Annotated in this window: 16 protein-coding genes; 11 read left to right on the forward strand and 5 right to left on the reverse strand. The window is 45.9% G+C overall.

The genetic code is table 11. The features are described from left to right. Nucleotides 1-59: 59 nt before the first annotated feature. Together H6F66_RS05235 and H6F66_RS05240 are read right to left on the reverse strand one after the other, a co-directional pair. The gene (locus H6F66_RS05235) at nucleotides 60-239 is read right to left on the reverse strand and encodes a hypothetical protein (RefSeq protein ID WP_190418917.1); all 180 of its coding nucleotides are present in this window, start codon (nucleotides 237-239) and stop codon (nucleotides 60-62) included. After that, nucleotides 236-376 (reverse strand): hypothetical protein, encoded by a 141-nt coding sequence (locus H6F66_RS05240; RefSeq protein WP_190418919.1) that lies wholly within the window; start codon nucleotides 374-376, stop codon nucleotides 236-238. Before H6F66_RS05240 ends, H6F66_RS05235 begins: the two co-directional genes overlap by 4 nt. Before the next feature lie 175 nt (nucleotides 377-551). Between H6F66_RS05240 and H6F66_RS28755 the strand changes: the two genes are divergently transcribed. From H6F66_RS28755 to H6F66_RS05250, 3 genes are all read left to right on the forward strand, one after another. After that, on the forward strand, nucleotides 552-683 hold the full coding sequence (locus H6F66_RS28755; protein WP_277874022.1) for a hypothetical protein: 132 nt from the start codon (nucleotides 552-554) through the stop codon (nucleotides 681-683). Nucleotides 684-766: 83 nt separating this feature from the next. Beyond that, entirely contained in the window at nucleotides 767-2,386 is a 1,620-nt protein-coding gene (locus H6F66_RS05245; protein WP_190418921.1) for a glycosyltransferase family 39 protein, read from the forward strand. Between the two features lie 199 nt (nucleotides 2,387-2,585). After that, nucleotides 2,586-4,535: a chloride channel protein gene (locus H6F66_RS05250; RefSeq protein WP_190418923.1), complete on the forward strand. Its 1,950-nt coding sequence runs from the start codon at nucleotides 2,586-2,588 to the stop codon at nucleotides 4,533-4,535. 177 nt (nucleotides 4,536-4,712) lie between these two features. Here H6F66_RS05250 and H6F66_RS05255 read toward each other — a convergent pair whose 3' ends face one another. Then, nucleotides 4,713-5,126 (reverse strand): AbrB family transcriptional regulator, encoded by a 414-nt coding sequence (locus tag H6F66_RS05255; RefSeq protein WP_190418925.1) that lies wholly within the window; start codon nucleotides 5,124-5,126, stop codon nucleotides 4,713-4,715. A gap of 379 nt (nucleotides 5,127-5,505) precedes the next feature. Here H6F66_RS05255 and H6F66_RS05260 point away from each other — a divergent pair, with 379 nt between their 5' ends. The 7 genes from H6F66_RS05260 (at nucleotide 5,506) to H6F66_RS05290 (ending at nucleotide 12,021) form a co-directional block, all read left to right on the forward strand. Continuing rightward, entirely contained in the window at nucleotides 5,506-5,949 is a 444-nt protein-coding gene (locus H6F66_RS05260; protein ID WP_190418927.1) for an Rrf2 family transcriptional regulator, read from the forward strand. 53 nt (nucleotides 5,950-6,002) lie between these two features. After that, nucleotides 6,003-6,980: an adenosylcobinamide-phosphate synthase CbiB gene (cbiB, locus tag H6F66_RS05265; protein WP_190418929.1), complete on the forward strand. Its 978-nt coding sequence runs from the start codon at nucleotides 6,003-6,005 to the stop codon at nucleotides 6,978-6,980. 234 nt (nucleotides 6,981-7,214) lie between these two features. Further along, entirely contained in the window at nucleotides 7,215-7,832 is a 618-nt protein-coding gene (locus tag H6F66_RS05270; protein WP_190418931.1) for a peptidoglycan-binding protein, read from the forward strand. Nucleotides 7,833-7,978: 146 nt separating this feature from the next. Further along, complete coding sequence (gene pyrR, locus H6F66_RS05275; RefSeq protein ID WP_190418933.1) at nucleotides 7,979-8,515, forward strand: bifunctional pyr operon transcriptional regulator/uracil phosphoribosyltransferase PyrR; 537 nt, start codon at nucleotides 7,979-7,981, stop codon at nucleotides 8,513-8,515. Between the two features lie 78 nt (nucleotides 8,516-8,593). Beyond that, nucleotides 8,594-9,622, forward strand: coding sequence for a type 2 isopentenyl-diphosphate Delta-isomerase (fni, locus tag H6F66_RS05280; protein ID WP_190418935.1), 1,029 nt, complete (start codon nucleotides 8,594-8,596; stop codon nucleotides 9,620-9,622). Nucleotides 9,623-9,708: 86 nt separating this feature from the next. Further along, the gene (gene sppA, locus H6F66_RS05285; RefSeq protein WP_190418937.1) at nucleotides 9,709-11,523 is read left to right on the forward strand and encodes a signal peptide peptidase SppA; all 1,815 of its coding nucleotides are present in this window, start codon (nucleotides 9,709-9,711) and stop codon (nucleotides 11,521-11,523) included. Nucleotides 11,524-11,784: 261 nt separating this feature from the next. Then, nucleotides 11,785-12,021: a hypothetical protein gene (locus tag H6F66_RS05290; RefSeq protein WP_190418939.1), complete on the forward strand. Its 237-nt coding sequence runs from the start codon at nucleotides 11,785-11,787 to the stop codon at nucleotides 12,019-12,021. Between the two features lie 30 nt (nucleotides 12,022-12,051). Here H6F66_RS05290 and H6F66_RS05295 read toward each other — a convergent pair whose 3' ends face one another. Both H6F66_RS05295 and H6F66_RS05300 read right to left on the reverse strand, forming a co-directional pair. Then, nucleotides 12,052-12,744: a GDYXXLXY domain-containing protein gene (locus tag H6F66_RS05295; RefSeq protein WP_190418941.1), complete on the reverse strand. Its 693-nt coding sequence runs from the start codon at nucleotides 12,742-12,744 to the stop codon at nucleotides 12,052-12,054. Between the two features lie 83 nt (nucleotides 12,745-12,827). Next, a complete protein-coding gene (locus H6F66_RS05300; RefSeq protein WP_190418943.1) occupies nucleotides 12,828-14,285 on the reverse strand; it encodes a DUF2157 domain-containing protein in 1,458 nt (485 codons plus the stop codon). A gap of 150 nt (nucleotides 14,286-14,435) precedes the next feature. Here H6F66_RS05300 and H6F66_RS05305 point away from each other — a divergent pair, with 150 nt between their 5' ends. Then, a complete protein-coding gene (locus H6F66_RS05305; RefSeq protein ID WP_190418945.1) occupies nucleotides 14,436-15,380 on the forward strand; it encodes an RsmB/NOP family class I SAM-dependent RNA methyltransferase in 945 nt (314 codons plus the stop codon). The last annotated feature ends 168 nt before the right edge of the window (nucleotides 15,381-15,548 follow it).

A 15,548-nucleotide genomic window follows, 5' to 3' on the forward strand; every position in this document is an offset into this window, starting at 1 on the left:
TAACTAAATAAATAATGGGACGAACCCCCGCTCTATCAGAGATTTCATCCCCCATCCCTTTATTTAATATCCCTAATTGCTTTAAAAACAATTAGCACTTTAGCGTCTAGGATTTTTTTGTCGTATTCGATACCTCTATTAACTTCTGTAATTGCCTGGTTTGTTAAACGTAGCGCTGCTGCCTGATGACCTCCTTTATCGGTAGAAGCTTTTTCCAAATGGGTTTTAGCTTCTTTCAAATTTGCCAGTGCAGACCGCATCCGGGGTTGATATTCACGCTGTGCAGTAGCTTGACCAGCCCAAAAGCCTCCCCCAGAGGGGTTCCCAAAACAACAGCTACCAAAGCAGCACGACTAATTGATAGTTTCGCACCCATATACAAACCTCGTGAAGTTGATTTTCTTGCCTAGTTTAGACTAGATTAAACATGATTTAGTTCCCCGCTAGCATTTCCATACATTATTGGTGTATGCCTAACAGAAGTTTTGCCGCGCCGCTTTAAGATAGAAAATACGGCTCTATTTATAGATTTATGCAACCTTTAATAGTAGATGGAAACTTACTATAGCGTTTCTCAGTTGGGTGGAATATATCGCGGTTCTGACGTTCAGTCCATGTTGGTAGGGACATGGCAATGCCATATCCCTACAGATGTATGGCACCCAACCCTGGAATTGCTATAGGCGATCCTCATCAGATGATTTAAAGAGTTAGATCGAAGGAAGTTGCTTCTGATTGCCGCTAGATAGCACGAGCGTTGTTAAATATGGATCGTCAAACTTTTGCTTGGGGCCGTTCAAAAAACAAGATTATTGGGGCTAACAGATGGGTTGAGTGGCTTTGGGTTTTGGGGTTGCTCCTAGCGGCTATTGTCTTGTTTGGGATTAATTTGGGCGGACTACCTTTGCGAGATTGGGATGAGGGTACAGTTGCTCAGGTTGCGCGTGAGATTTTGCAGGCACCAGCAGGCTCATGGCGATGGCTTTATCCGACGCTATCAGGTACAGAATATCTAAATAAGCCGCCTCTGGTGCATCTGCTGATTGCCGGAGCTTACAAGGTTGGCGGTGTCAATGAGTGGACATCGCGCTTGCCTGGGGCAATGCTAACAGCCTTCTCAGTGCCGCTGCTGTATGGAATTGGTCGGGAATTATTTCGGCAACGCATTCCAGCTCTTTTCTCAGCTTTGACTTATCTAACTTTAGTGCCAGTGGTGCGTCATGGGCGACTGGCGATGTTGGATGGGGCGGTGTTGTGCTTTTTGATGTTTATGATGTGGTGTGTATTGCGAAGTCGTCGAGACTTGCGCTATGCACTGGGTGCCGGAGTGGGGTTTGGGCTGATTTGCCTTACCAAAGGCATTATGGGATTATTGCTGGGCGCGATCGCGTTAATATTTTTGGCTTGGGATACTCCCAGACTGCTCACCTCTCCCTATCTCTGGGGCGGTTTGCTGCTTGGCAGTGCGCCAGTTGCTGCTTGGTATGCTGCCCAGCTGTGGCGCTACCAGCAGATGTTTATCAGCATCGGCATTTTCAATCAATCATTGCAGCGGATTTGGATACCAGTTGAGAATCACGCTGGGCCTCCCTGGTACTACTTGCTGGAAATTTTAAAATACGCATGGCCTTGGTTACTATTCTTTCCCCAAGGGGTTCGCCTCGCCTGGGAAAATCGCACTTCAAGCTGGGCAAAATTAGCATTGGTATGGGGTGGTGTTTATTTAGTTGCCATCTCGGTGATGGGAACCAAACTTCCCTGGTATGTGTTGCCAATTTACCCAGCATTAGCTTTATTCGGTGGTGCAAAACTAGCTGAAGTTTGGTACTGGCCCAGCAGTGAATCTTATCCCCGCTTTTGGACACCTTGTTTAACAGTGATGGGTTTAGTTGCTATTGTTGGGAGTATTTATTTTGCGGTTTTCGCTCCCAAACTAGACTGGCATTTGTCACTGGTGCTGGCATCTGCTGCTATGACTTTACTTGTAGCAGCATTTTTAGTGTCCCGAAGAAATCTGCAATTCATCGCAATTTTGTTTTGGGGAACCTATGTGACGCTGACGATATTTATGACATCCTCTCACTGGGTTTGGGAGTTGGCAGAACAGTATCCTGTTAAACCCGTTGCTGCCATAGTTAAGCGCGGCACTCCCATCGGTGAAAAGATTTATACATCTTTTCCCGATGAACGTCCTTCTCTGAATTTTTATAGCGATCGCCAAGTCATCCCTAATACACCCGAACAACTCAAACAACTTTGGAAAACAGCACCTTCACCTTATTTATTAGTTGACCAACCCACCTTTGACAAGCTGAAATTCCAGGGTGTGAAATCGATTAACAAGGCAGAGGGTTGGCTGTTAATTACAAAGAAGCCTAACGACTAAAGTCGCGGCTACGCAAAAGAAGCCTGCCTTCCCAGGCTTCTTGAAGCCTGTGAGTATATTTACGCACCTTAAAATAAACCAATTCCCATTTTCAATAAAAACCTTATAGCTTATAGCTTATAGCTGATAACTCGCGGTTAGAATGAGATTTATAAATAAAAATTAAGCTTCTTCTCATTTTTACTCCCAAACCTCCTCAATGACCGCCACTACTTCGTCAGATGTCCTGCTGCCGGAATCATCCGCACCTGCGTCCCCTGCGTCCCGCGTTACTCACGTTATCAACCACATCCAACCCTCACCGGAAACGGTGGTTCTCCTCCTGGCTGTCTTAATTGGCACAGGTACAGGAATGGGTGTAGTTACATTTCACTACTTAATACATCTGATTCACAGCTTGATGCTGGAGAATTTGATGGGCTTAATCTCCGGCTGGGGTGCGTGGACTCTAGCTTGCGTTCCTACAATTGGCGGATTAATTGTTGGATTAATGCGGCTTGCTTGGCCTGACTTTGGCCCCAACATTTCCTCGTTAATTGCTGCGGCACAAGGCGGGAAAGAAGTGTTACCCCTGCGACCAGTTACGAAGATGGTGGCAGCTGCTGTTTCCTTGGGTACGGGAGCCTCGTTGGGGCCGGAAGGGCCTAGCGCGGAGATTGGTGCTAATTTTGGGATGCTGTTGGGTCAAGTGCTGCAAGTTTCCAGAGAGAGGCAGCAGTTACTCTTGGGTGCAGGGGCAGCTGCTGGTGTTGCGGCTGGATTTAATGCACCGATTGCTGGGGTATTTTTTGCCTTAGAAGTGGTTCTGGGAACGACTTTCGCCACTTCAGCAGTAAGCGTGGTGTTGCTAGCAGCAGTTGTGTCATCTTTGATTGCTCAGATTGGGTTGGGCGGTCAAGCAGCTTTCACTTTGCCAGTATATGAAGTCCGCAGTCCCTTAGAATTACCTCTTTATATGGGGCTGGGTATATTAGCGAGTTTGGTATCGCTAGCTTACACCCAGTCAATTCAACTGTCGCGGCGTTTCTTTCGCGGGCAAATTGTCGGTTTTGAATGGATGCAAAGGGTGCCGCGATCGCTTTGTCCGGTAATTGGCGGTGCAAGTCTTGGCTTAGTGGCTTTACATCTACCCCAAATTCTCGGCATCGGCTATGAAACAATTGCCGCCATGCTTCAGGATGTTGATTTTTCTTTGGGGTTACTGCTTACGCTGCTGGTATTTAAGCTAGTGCTGACCGCAATTAGCGTGGGTAGTGGTTTAGTGGGCGGCATCTTTGCCCCGGCGATGTTCCTAGGTGCCTCGGTGGGGGCAGCTTACGGCAAAATTTTGGCAGCAGTCTTAGCGCCTGCATCCGCCCACATCGCCGCACCACCTGCTTATGCAATGGTGGGGATGGCAGCAGTCCTTGCAGGCAGTGTCAGTGCGCCCCTGACATCGATTCTGCTACTGTTTGAGCTAACACGGGACTACCGGATTGTTTTGCCGCTGATGGCAGCAGTCGGCTTAAGTGTCTGGTTGGTGGATCGACTCAAGCCAGCGCCAACCAAAGGTCAAAACATCCAGCAGCTGGATATTAATGTGGAAAAAGACCTTTATCAACAGGAAATCTTAACTTCACTGCCAGTTGCAGAAGCAATGCAAACACCTTGTTTGATGCTGGCTGCTTCTTCTTCAGTTTTAGAGGCAGGTTTGGCTTTAACTAATAGTCGTTCTCGCAGTGCTTTAGTGATTGACGACACCCAGCAGTTAATTGGTATTGTCACCTTACAGGATATTAATCGAGCGATTTCTGTAGCGCGATCGCCTGTAATTTCCTCAGCTCAAACCAGCGTTTTAAGCAGCGTCTCTACTAACTTGACCGACAATTTGGCTTATCAGTCGATTGCTGATATCTGCACAACTGAAATTCTCTATGCAACTCCTGATGAACCTGTGGCTGATGCCTTAGACCGGATGGCGGCGCGGGGACTCCACCAGTTACCAGTTGTTGACCCAGATAATCCTCATCATGTATTAGGTGTCTTGGAAAAAGATGGAATTGCTTTGGCGTGCAGTCTCGCCGCTACTCGCAAAACATTGCGTCGCTATCTCCCTGTGACACCTCTGCCGAAAGAGTTAAATTTACCGCCGCTCAAGAAAACTGCTTAAGTTAGTTATTAGTCATCAGTCGCAACTTCATAACTAATAACTAACTTTTGCAGGCCGCTCCCACCGCATCTCCTGCAAAAGCCAATTTACATATTGCCTTAACCGGGTATAGAGACGTTGTATACAACGTCTCTACATTCGTCAGGCGTTTTTACTAATGACTAACGACTCCCTGAATCAAGATGCCTCTTCTAATTCTTCGTCTAAGTCTCCTTCTTCGCGGTCAAGTTGTCGCAGATGAATATGTTTCCGTCCCAGAGATATTTCAAACTCATCCCCAGATTGGAGACCCATCTGTTTAGTATAAGCAGAGCCTATCAGCAAATTACCGTTAGACTGGACGCTAATTCTATAGCTGGCACTGCGGCCTCCTCGTCCATTGCCGTTTTGTTTGCCGTCTAACTCAATCCCTTCCGCATCAATAAGGGCATTCAAGAACTTCATCATATTTACTCGCTCTACGCCGCTTTTTGTAACGGTGTAGTAGCCGCAGGCTCTTGCCTTTTCTTCCTTGCTGAGGTTTTCTAACTCTTTAACTTTCTTGACTAGCGTCTCACCAGTTAGAGTTTCGATTTTTTTCTTTTTATTCATCAACTTGCAACGAGAAGTAAGTAATGGAGGGCGGGGATGGTGTTTTAGCTTGACAGTAGCTAAGAATAAAAAACCTTAGCTTTATATCAGCTCATAAAACTATATCATACAGATATCGCTTTATTAATTCAATATATTTGTATTCTTTAAAGGAGAACTTTTTTTATCAGACTGTTGAATAAGTATAAATATCTGTACCTTGTGAACAACTCAGGTAAGTCAATGATGGTTGTTCCTTTGAAAGCATCAATGTGAAAAAAGATTAAAGAGTGTAGGATGTAGGGGAACGGGGAATGGGGGACGGGGAATGGGGAATGGCGAGTGTTAATTTCCAAGTCATTATCCCCAATCATTTTTTCCTAATACCCTTTTTACCAGTATGAAGCTGACAACTCGCGGACACTACAGTGTAAAGGCACTGCTGGATTTAAGTTTACAACCAGGGTATAGACCGACTTCAGTAAAAGCGATCGCGCATCGGCAAGACCTCCCCGCACCCTATCTGGAAAAATTGTTGATAGAATTGCGACGAGCTGGTTTAGTCAAGTCAGTTCGAGGCGCTCATGGGGGATATCAACTGTCCCGCGAACCTGCAAAAATTTCCCTCGGACAAATATTAGAAGCAGTAGGCGAAACAATCGAACCGCTACCTCGCCACACCCCAGACGCAGAGCTTGCGGAAGATTGGGTAACATTTACTCTTTGGCACAGATTGCACCAAAAACTTAAAGAAGCGTTGTACAGTATTACATTGGCAGACTTATACTATGACGCTCGTAGCTGGCAAGCAGCCCAAGGGGAAGAAACCAGTTTTGTTGTTTAGTCATTAGTCATTAGTCATTCTTAAATAGATTGAAGACTAGAAACTAGGAACCAATGACTGCTGACCCATCGCTGTTTGTTGTTTTAGCGATCGCTGCCAGTATTGATTACATCATCGGCGATCCTTGGGGATGGCCTCATCCAGTACGAGTCATGGGCTGGATAATTTCTCGCTATACCCAGATAGTCTTCAAAATATGGCAGCATCCCCTCGCACTGCGATGGGCGGGAATTATTCTCCCAATCGGGCTAAACTTAGGCAGCTACTTTGTAGGGTGGTTAATTGTTCAAGCCGCCAACTCGCTACATCTTTTTATCGGAATTGCTCTAGAGAGTATTTTACTTGCCAGTTGTTTCGCTGGTCGCAGTTTGCGAGCCGCAGCTGAAGATGTATTGCAACCTCTAAATTCAGCCGATATTATCACTGCGCGTTCCAAATTGAGTCAATATGTAGGACGCGATACTGAAAATTTATCAGAATCAGAAATCCTCCGCGCTGTTTTGGAAACCGTAACAGAAAACGCCACCGATGGAGTAATGGCACCACTTTTTTATGCCATTGTCGGAGCATTTTTACCCCATGTGGAAGCTGTTCCCCTTGCCCTTGCCTACAAAGCTGCCAGTACCCTTGATTCTATGGTTGGTTACAAGGAAGCACCCTACACAGATTTGGGGTGGTTTAGTGCCAAATTAGAAGATATTCTTACTTGGTTGCCTTGCCGATTAACTGTAATTACTTTAGCTTTAATATCCCGAAAGCCGGGGTATGTGTGGAGCGTGTGCCAGAGGGATGCTATTAAAGATCCCAGTCCTAATTCTGGTTGGAGTGAGTGCGCCTATGCCGCAGTTTTGGGAGTCCAAGTAGGAGGAACAAACTGGTATCGCGGCGTTGCTAAACACAAACCCCTACTGGGAGATGGGATTAACCCGATTACTTCAGTAGAAATTCATCGAGCATTGCAGCTAACGCGGTATTGCTTTCTGATTTGGTTGGGAATAGCGATCGCTACCCTAATAATACTGTGCGTATAAATCACCAGGCATCATCATTATTTTTATGCGATCGCCCGTTTGGGTGAATCCATTGGGCGATGGTACTTAAGTAGTCGGCAGCATAGATTAGATATAGTTTCAAGCCCTGATATGGATTTAGATCGCCTTCCGGGTTCGTAAACCTAGAATTCCTTCTAGGGAAATGCAGCCTATTCAAAATCCAACTGGGTGTATTTACTTTTTAATTTTCTGTAAAAATTTTGCCCTAAAACTATGGAAACTCTTGCATACCTTCATCTATCCACCGCCTACGAATATTCTCAATCACATCCTGCTGAAGTTAAATTATTCCCAGGACTGAATTGGAAAAACTTCCCTAAAAAAGCAAGTTTTCGCTTGCTATCCCTTGCCCTCACCTTAGCCGTTGTGGGTACAGCTGGTAATGCGCTGGCACTTGGGAGAGGCAATAGCGGCTCTCAAGTAGCCACCCTGCAAAGAAATCTCCAAATTGCAGGCTATTATAATGGCCCAGTCACTGGATATTATGGCGATCTGACTAAGGCAGCTGTCATAAGATTTCAGCGATCCAATGGACTAATAGCAGATGGCATAGCTGGCTCTAGAACTTTAGCCGCACTAGAAGGTCGTGGTGGTGAAAGTCCTATAACTGGTGGTGGTTTTGGTCGCAGCACCTTACGACGTGGAAGCAACGGTTCTGGTGTAACTACGCTTCAGCAAGTTTTGAGAAGCAGAGGCTACTACAACGGGCCGATTACTGGCTACTTTGGTTCGTTAACAGAATCCTCTGTGAAAAGATTTCAACAAGCCAATGGGCTATATGCTGACGGAGTGGTAGGACAGAGTACCAAATCAGCGCTTGCAGCTGACTAATTCTTCAGCTGTGCGGCGACCGCCGCACAGCAAGTTTTAAGAAAACGAGGCGACCGCTTCTAAACAAATAAGTTTAATAGAACGGCTTTTTCAATTAAACTACAACGATTATGATTCAGATGCCCTACTAAATCCATAGATTTAATATGTCTTCCGAAGTTGTAGAAATTCTCTCTTGCGACGAAATCCGTCGTACCCTTAACCGCGTAGCCTCTCAGGTGGTGGAAAAGTCACGAGACTTGTCTGAGCTAGTGCTAGTAGGCATTTACACTAAAGGTGTAGCATTAGCCCAGATGTTGGCGCGTCAGATAGAAGCACTCGAACAAGTTGAAGTTCCGGTAGGGGCTTTGGATATTACCTTCTATCGGGATGACTTGGATCAAATTGGCATCCGAACGCCTGCGAAAACTGACATTCCTTTCGATCTATCTGGTAAGACGGTGGTGCTGGTAGATGATGTCATATATAAGGGGCGCACCGTCCGCGCTGCTTTGAATGCGGTTAATGATTATGGTAGACCAGCGGCGATTTGGTTAGCGGTTCTGGTGGATAGGGGACATAGGGAGTTGCCGATTCATCCGGATTTTACTGGTAAGAAACTGCCAACGTCGAAGGAAGAACAGGTTAAGGTTTACTTGCAAGATAGTGATGGACGGGATGCTGTGGAGTTAATAAAGTTTTGAGAGGTGTTTTGGGTGAGCGATCGCGTCGGTGCGACAATCGAGATTGTCGATAAACCTGCCAGTATAGATTTTTGAGCTATGAGAGAAACCCAGACGCGAAAGGCAGACCACCTGCGGATTTGTCTGGATGAAGATGTGCAATTTCATCAGACTAAAAATGGGCTTGAGGGCTACCGCTTCACCCATTGTTGTTTGCCAGAACTAGACCGCAGTGAAGTTGATATATCAACTACGTTTCTGGGAAAACATCTGGGTGCGCCATTGCTGATTTCTTCAATGACTGGAGGAACCCAACAGGCCAGGACAATTAATTATCGTCTTGCTGAGGCGGCGCAACGCTACAAACTAGCGATGGGGGTGGGTTCCCAGCGGGTGGCGGTGGAGAATCCCCAAGTTGCCGATACTTTTGCGGTGCGATCGCTTGCTCCTGATATTCTCTTATTTGCTAACTTGGGCGCAGTACAACTTAACTATAAATATGGCATTGATGAATGTCTGCGCGTAGTTGACTTGCTCGAAGCCGACGCGCTGATTTTGCATCTCAATCCCCTGCAAGAGTGCATTCAACCCAGAGGCGATACTAATTTTCGCGGCTTGCTTGACAGAATAGCTGATTTATGCAGTAAATTATCTGTGCCAGTGATAGCAAAAGAGGTGGGCAATGGAATTTCAGCAGCAATGGCTGTGAAGTTAATCGAGGCGGGTGTGAGCGCCATTGACGTTGCTGGGGCTGGTGGGACATCATGGGCAAAGGTGGAGAGTGAACGAGCGGAAAATGCCCAGCAGCGACGGTTGGGATTAACATTTGCTGATTGGGGGTTGCCAACAGCAGAATGTATTACAAATATTCGAGCAGTTGCCCCCGATATTCCCTTAATTGCCTCCGGAGGATTGCGGACGGGTTTGGAAGTCGCCAAAGCGATCGCGCTGGGAGCAGATTTAGCTGGTCTAGCATGGCCTTTCCTACAAGCAGCCGTTGAATCAGAAGATGCCCTCGACGCTTTAGTTGAGGTGTTGTTCGCTGAAATCACCACTGTATTATTCTGTACTGGTAACGCCACCCTGCCCGATCTGAAACATTCAAATTCTCTACAACCATTACGATGAAATTGGGGATGGGAATTGGGAATTGGTAACTCCCCCAGTCCCCAGTCCCCAGTCCCCAGCCCCCATTCCCCCTTCCCCCTTCCCCAATGCGTAATTTTCTAAAACAAACCTTTGCCAGCACACTCGGAAGCCTATTTGGACTCCTCCTATTTTTTGGTTTGGGGACAACTGGGCTAATATTTTTGTTGGTTGCAGTTGCATCTAGAGATACAGGGCCGCAAGTTGATAATAAATCGGTGCTGGTTATTGACCAGTCTATAAATATTACCGATAGCGAACCGAGTTCCAGCACCTCAGAAGCTCTCAGCGAAGCGCTATCAGGTGATAGTCCTGACACATTAACTCTGCGAACAGTTTTGGATGCTATAGAGCAGGCAACCAAGGATAAGCGAATTGTCGGCTTGTATTTAGATGGCAGCGAGTCGTCTAGTTCTGGAACCGGGTTGGCGACGCTCAAGGAAGTGCGTTCGGCGTTGGAAAAATTCCGAGCATCGGGCAAAAAGATTATTGCCTACAACATGGATTTGGGTAAAAAGGAGTATTACTTAAGCTCCGTAGCAGACACCATTGTACTTAACCCATTGGGGATGATGGAAATGAACGGTCTGCGCTCGGAATCTATGTTCCTGACAGGAGCTTTTCAAAAGTACGGCGTTGGCGTTCAGGTCGTGCGAGTAGGAAAGTTTAAGTCAGCGGTAGAGCCGTATGTGTTAACAAAATTAAGTGCGGAAAATCGACTACAAACTCAAAATTTGCTGGGTGATTTGTGGGGAGAATTTCTGACGACGGTGAGCAAAAGCCGTAAATTAAACCCGAAACAGCTACAAGCGATCGCAGATACTCAAGGAGTTTTAGCAGCACCGGAAGCTAAAAAACGCGGCTTTGTCGATCGGGTTGCCTACCTGGATCAGGTGGTTGCAGAGCTGAAAAAGCTAAGTGGCAGTGATAAAGATGATAAATCGTTTCGGCAAATTAGCCTCAGTACCTACGCCAAGGTTGCCAAAAGAGAAGCCAAGGAGCGCGTTTCTGAGAATAAAGTTGCTGTAATTTACGCCGAAGGTGAGATAGTTGATGGGGAAGGCAGTTCTAGACAAGTTGGTGGCGATCGCTTCGCCAGACAATTGCGACGTTTGCGACTCGACAAAGATGTGAAAGCGGTAGTGCTGCGGGTGAATAGTCCCGGCGGTAGCGCTTCGGCATCAGAAGTGATTCAGCGGGAAGTGCGGCTTATTCGTCAGGTGAAACCAATTGTCGTCTCTATGGGCGATATGGCGGCATCCGGCGGCTACTGGATTGCTACCTATGCCAACCGAATTTATGCCCAGCCGAATACTATCACGGGTTCGATTGGTGTCTTTGGGTTGCTGCTAAATGTGCAAAAGCTTGCCAATAACAACGGCATCACCTGGGATGTGGTAAAAACCTCCAACCTTGCCGATTCTCAAACCATTTCTCGCCCGAAAACGCCGCAAGAACTGGCGATTTACCAGAAATTTGTGAACCAAATTTACGGTCAGTTTGTTACCAAAGTGGCAGAGTCCCGCAAGATACCAAGAACCAAAGTGGCAGAAATTGCCCAAGGACGGGTTTGGTCAGGTCAAGATGCCAAGCAGTTAGGTTTGGTTGATGATATTGGTGGTGTGGATAAAGCTATTGAGTATGCTGCTAAACAAGCTAAGTTGGGGAATGATTGGCAACTGGAAGAGTATCCCAAAGCTCGCAGTTTTGAACAAAGGCTTCTCAAGCAGCTTGGTGGTGACGAAAGCACTCAAGCTAAGAAAGCGCCCGATCCGCTGACAGCAGAATTCCTAAAGTTACAAGAGGAGCTGGCGACTTTCAAGGCGATGAACGACCCCAGAGGCATTTATGCCCGTTTGCCCTATAGCCTGCGGATTGATTAAACTTTCTGCTTTCGGCTTGAGTGAATTCTCGTTCCCAGTCTCTGACTGGGAATGCCTATTGATGAGGCGACCGCCTTAGCCTGCTTTCGGCTATTCTTAAGGCGGTCGCCTCCCAGAGATATTTCTTAGGCTGAGCCTAAAAGGGAAAATTTTCCGGAGTACGGAAAAAAGATTCAGAATTGTGGAATTTACTGTAACACTCTGCCTAAGAGTAGAGTAGACTGAACAGTTAGTTCCTTACAAAAATTAAAACATCTATCTATGGTTATAAAAACCAACCGCTTTACCGTGCTGATTGTTTCCTGTAGTGCTGCTGGGGTACTGGTGGGAGGCGTCTCGAACTGGATAGAAAGTCATCAGTGTTTGCAAGCTAAAACACCTACCACAGAGTGCCTATTGCAAGATCCCACTCTTAAAACTATTCAGGGCATGAGTATGGGTTTGATAGCAGGAGCGGGAGCGGCGCTGGGTGCCACTTTCCAACTGAAGCGGCAATAATATTACGCAATTATACAGCATTTAGCTGTCTTAAAATCTATAGTTGCGATCGCTCACCCAGAAACTAATCGGTACGGCACGCCCAAGGGTATCCACCTTCACTTCCATTACTATAGGTTGTCGTTGTTTACCCCCACGAGCTTGACTAATATCGTTGTTAATCTCATCCCGTCGATTCTCTGGCATATAGTACGTTTCTAAGCCGTACTCGATAGAGTTTCCTGTGGACTTGCCTTTTAGGGCTATCTGATTATCAGGTAAATACGCAGGGCGATCGCTACTTACTCTCACAGGTTTCCAAGGCTTGGGGGAGCTAGATTTATTGGAAGCAGGCGCTTCTAAAATTACATAGAAGCGAGTCCCGGAAACTAAATATTCTGAAGAAGGCGCAGGCGGCGGCACATTTATCGACTTTCCACCTGCTTGTTGCTTAAGTAACTGTTTCCAGCCCGGAAGACGGCGCAGGGTGTCTAGACTGGAAATGTCATAACTCAAGGTCTGTGAGTATCCGCGTAGGAAGTCGTAAGGATCTACTGGCACAGTCTGTAAAACTATGGATTTACCAGTCATTACAGTATAAAATGGCACCGCAGGAGCTGCAAGAATTACGCTTGTCTGGAACAGCAGGGGAACCCAGAGTCTCCAAGATGGTATGCGTCCAGATAGCGATCGCTGTCCTACAAATGTAGGATTGGTTGATGAGGATTGAGAACTTTGTGTCATGTCGATTTTGGATTATGGATTCAAAGGCATTACATAATAATCACTAGCTTTGGTAAGCATTGCCCACCGTACTACTGACATTTTCAATGTTTAATTGACAGAGTGCGGACATAACGCTCAAACCAAAGCCCGACAGCAATCACAACCACGCCGCATAAAATAAATAGCAGGGACTTTAAGACTAATCCCGTCTCAATTAGCACAAACCAAGTGACAATTCGCAGGGTTACTAACACCATACCACCCCAAAAAGGTTGGCGTTCTCCTTGTGCTAATCCTGCACGCATCAAGCCGCCTGCAAACAGAAACAACAGCACGTTGAAAATCAAGGTTGCAAGTTCGGGAATTGGGGTAAAGCTCAGATGCCAAATGGGTATCGCAGCTACTAAACTAATGAAGATTCCAATGGCGATTGTGGTGATAAGACTATCGGAGCGATCGCGTATTCTTCTGGAAAGCCATGCTAGACGCAACCACTCAAAGATGGCTAAGCCGCTTAAAATTAACGCATCCACTAGGGGAAGCCAGTTTAAATTCCTTGGTTGATCTCCAGAGTAGTCTGTGGATAAAATTCTCCAGAAGAAAAATGAGGACAAGAGATAAAGCACCACGCCCAAAAATGCCAGCGATAAACTGCGGGAGAGGGGCTGAAATGACCCTGTAGTTGCTAAAGGTTGGGGTTGTCGGTTTGAAGAGTAGAAGTCACCGTAAACCCACAATGAGTCATCATAAGCCCATAATAAAGCTGGTGGCAGGGCGAAGGCGATCGCCAACAGCAAACCTGTTGACCGAAAAGAAAACCATCCCCAGCTCAAAGGGTATAAATTGGCGAGTAGGGAAGATATGACTGCGATCGCAGCTAATCCAAAAATAGCGCGAGAGCGGCACCAGTACGCAAGCGGCACAAACATCAACCCAGAAATTAGCGGCATATGTTGTCCCATCTGGGATGACCAAGAAAATTCCTCTCCCGCCAGCGTTTCTGACCAGCCTTGTCCTACGTAATCCCCCCAAAAACCCCAGTAACCCAACCCGATAATAATAATCGCGACTACACTCAAAGATGTTAAACGCAGGCTGTAAGCCATTGCCAACACGCCTATTCCCCAGGCGAGTAACAACTCGTAGAACTGACCGCTGATGTGGAACATCTGACCCATCAACCCCATATTCGCGCCTAAAATCAGCGATCCTAACAGGAGTAAACCATGACCAAGGCGGTGTTGCGCCCCCTTGGGTTGTCGCCACAAATAAAAACCCGCAGTGTTCACCCCGATAAACAAACTCAACAGTAGCGTCACCTTGCCATTGCGTGGCAACTCCTGCCAGTTCGCTGCTACAAAGGTAATTATCCCCAAACCGATGAGGACACTCCCCAAACCCAGCAAAATCATTACGAAGCGATCGCGTGCGGTAGTATCCAGAGTATTAAACTGATAACGCTCTGATAATTGTTCGTATAGGTCAGTATCAATTAGCCCCTCAGCTTGCCAAAGTTCTGCTTCTTGGCGTAACTGGCGGCGAAACTTATCTGAAACCATAATTTTATCCCAGTTTCGCTCTTATATTTTACTGGCTTCTCTTAAAATAAGTTTTAATCTGCTTACCTCATTTACTTCAAGCAGTTGTGACAGTTTAAATACTGGCAAATAAAAAAGTCTTCAAAAGGTAAAAAAATAAATTGCATACATATGGAAAAAGCTTCTAAACTACTGCTTAAACTCAGTCGGCGTTTGTTTGATGATACTTCCGAACAAGAAAAATTTGTAGAGGCATTAATTCATCCTAAATCCTTCCCTCCTTGCATCCTTTGGTGTAAAGAAGAACCTGAAACTTTGCCCTTTGTTGTCGAAACGCCTACTTCTTGGCAACCAAGCTTTGTTAACCGCTTAGCTTTGAGAGAAAAACCCGGTAAACATCAACTGCACGAACAAGGATATTATTACTGTCTCGACTTTTCCTCTGTTTTTGCAGCTTCCACTCTCTTAACCATTGGGTCGCCAGTAAATTTAGTTTTTGATATGTGCGCTGCACCAGGTGGCAAAAGTGTCTTTGCGTGGCAAGCTTTGCAACCAAACCTACTGATTTGTAATGAAGTCATAGGTAAACGCCTGGGGATGCTCATTTCCAATTTGAAGCGGTGTAATATTCAATCTTCTGCGGTTATTAACAAAGACTCAGATATCTTAAAAACCACATTTGACCGCACCAGCAACCTGGTGATTGTTGATGCTCCTTGTACTGGACAATCTTTAGTTGCTAAAGGTGAAAAAGTACCTGGATGCTTTCACCCAATTGCTATTAATAAATGTGCCAATAGGCAAAAGAGAATCATAGCAAATTCTGCTCAGATTGTAGCGCCTCAAGGGTATCTTGCTTATATGACTTGTACTTACTCACTTGAAGAAAACGAGCAGGTTTGTGAATGGCTTTTGCAAAAATTTCCTCAATTTCAAGCGATAGAAGTTTCGGATTTATCAGCCTATCAATCTCATATTACTACTATGCCTTGTTATCGGATGTTGCCTCAAGATGGTTTGGGTGCTGGTGCGTTTACTGCCTTATTTAAGAATACGGAAGAAGGTGAGGCGAAGCAGATAGATTTAGATGTTTTATCTATAATTGCTCGTTTCTAGGAAGTAGAAGTAGGTTGGGTTGAGGTAACGAAACCCAACTCAATATAAGCGTTTGTTAGGTTTTAATGTGGTTCAACCCAACAAACAATTATTCTTAACTAGGCTTTAGTTTGTGTCTTTTAGGTTAAAAATTTATTGAACCGCAAAGGTGCAGAGAACGCCTAGAAA

Origin of the sequence: Trichocoleus sp. FACHB-6, from assembly GCF_014695815.1 — a bacterium.
In the GTDB taxonomy this organism is placed as follows: domain Bacteria; phylum Cyanobacteriota; class Cyanobacteriia; order Cyanobacteriales; family FACHB-T130; genus Funiculus; species Funiculus sociatus.

Bases quoted from the DNA above. Each gene is read 5' to 3' on its own strand.
- H6F66_RS05240 (WP_190418919.1), bottom strand. From the start codon at position 376: ATGGGTGCGAAACTATCAATTAGTCGTGCTGCTTTGGTAGCTGTTGTT.
- H6F66_RS28755 (WP_277874022.1), top strand. From the start codon at position 552: ATGGAAACTTACTATAGCGTTTCTCAGTTGGGTGGAATATATCGCGGT.
- H6F66_RS05245 (WP_190418921.1), top strand. From the start codon at position 767: ATGGATCGTCAAACTTTTGCTTGGGGCCGTTCAAAAAACAAGATTATT.
- H6F66_RS05250 (WP_190418923.1), top strand. From the start codon at position 2,586: ATGACCGCCACTACTTCGTCAGATGTCCTGCTGCCGGAATCATCCGCA.
- H6F66_RS05255 (WP_190418925.1), bottom strand. From the start codon at position 5,126: ATGAATAAAAAGAAAAAAATCGAAACTCTAACTGGTGAGACGCTAGTC.
- H6F66_RS05260 (WP_190418927.1), top strand. From the start codon at position 5,506: ATGAAGCTGACAACTCGCGGACACTACAGTGTAAAGGCACTGCTGGAT.
- cbiB (WP_190418929.1), top strand. From the start codon at position 6,003: ATGACTGCTGACCCATCGCTGTTTGTTGTTTTAGCGATCGCTGCCAGT.
- H6F66_RS05270 (WP_190418931.1), top strand. From the start codon at position 7,215: ATGGAAACTCTTGCATACCTTCATCTATCCACCGCCTACGAATATTCT.
- pyrR (WP_190418933.1), top strand. From the start codon at position 7,979: ATGTCTTCCGAAGTTGTAGAAATTCTCTCTTGCGACGAAATCCGTCGT.
- fni (WP_190418935.1), top strand. From the start codon at position 8,594: ATGAGAGAAACCCAGACGCGAAAGGCAGACCACCTGCGGATTTGTCTG.
- sppA (WP_190418937.1), top strand. From the start codon at position 9,709: ATGCGTAATTTTCTAAAACAAACCTTTGCCAGCACACTCGGAAGCCTA.
- H6F66_RS05290 (WP_190418939.1), top strand. From the start codon at position 11,785: ATGGTTATAAAAACCAACCGCTTTACCGTGCTGATTGTTTCCTGTAGT.
- H6F66_RS05295 (WP_190418941.1), bottom strand. From the start codon at position 12,744: ATGACACAAAGTTCTCAATCCTCATCAACCAATCCTACATTTGTAGGA.
- H6F66_RS05300 (WP_190418943.1), bottom strand. From the start codon at position 14,285: ATGGTTTCAGATAAGTTTCGCCGCCAGTTACGCCAAGAAGCAGAACTT.
- H6F66_RS05305 (WP_190418945.1), top strand. From the start codon at position 14,436: ATGGAAAAAGCTTCTAAACTACTGCTTAAACTCAGTCGGCGTTTGTTT.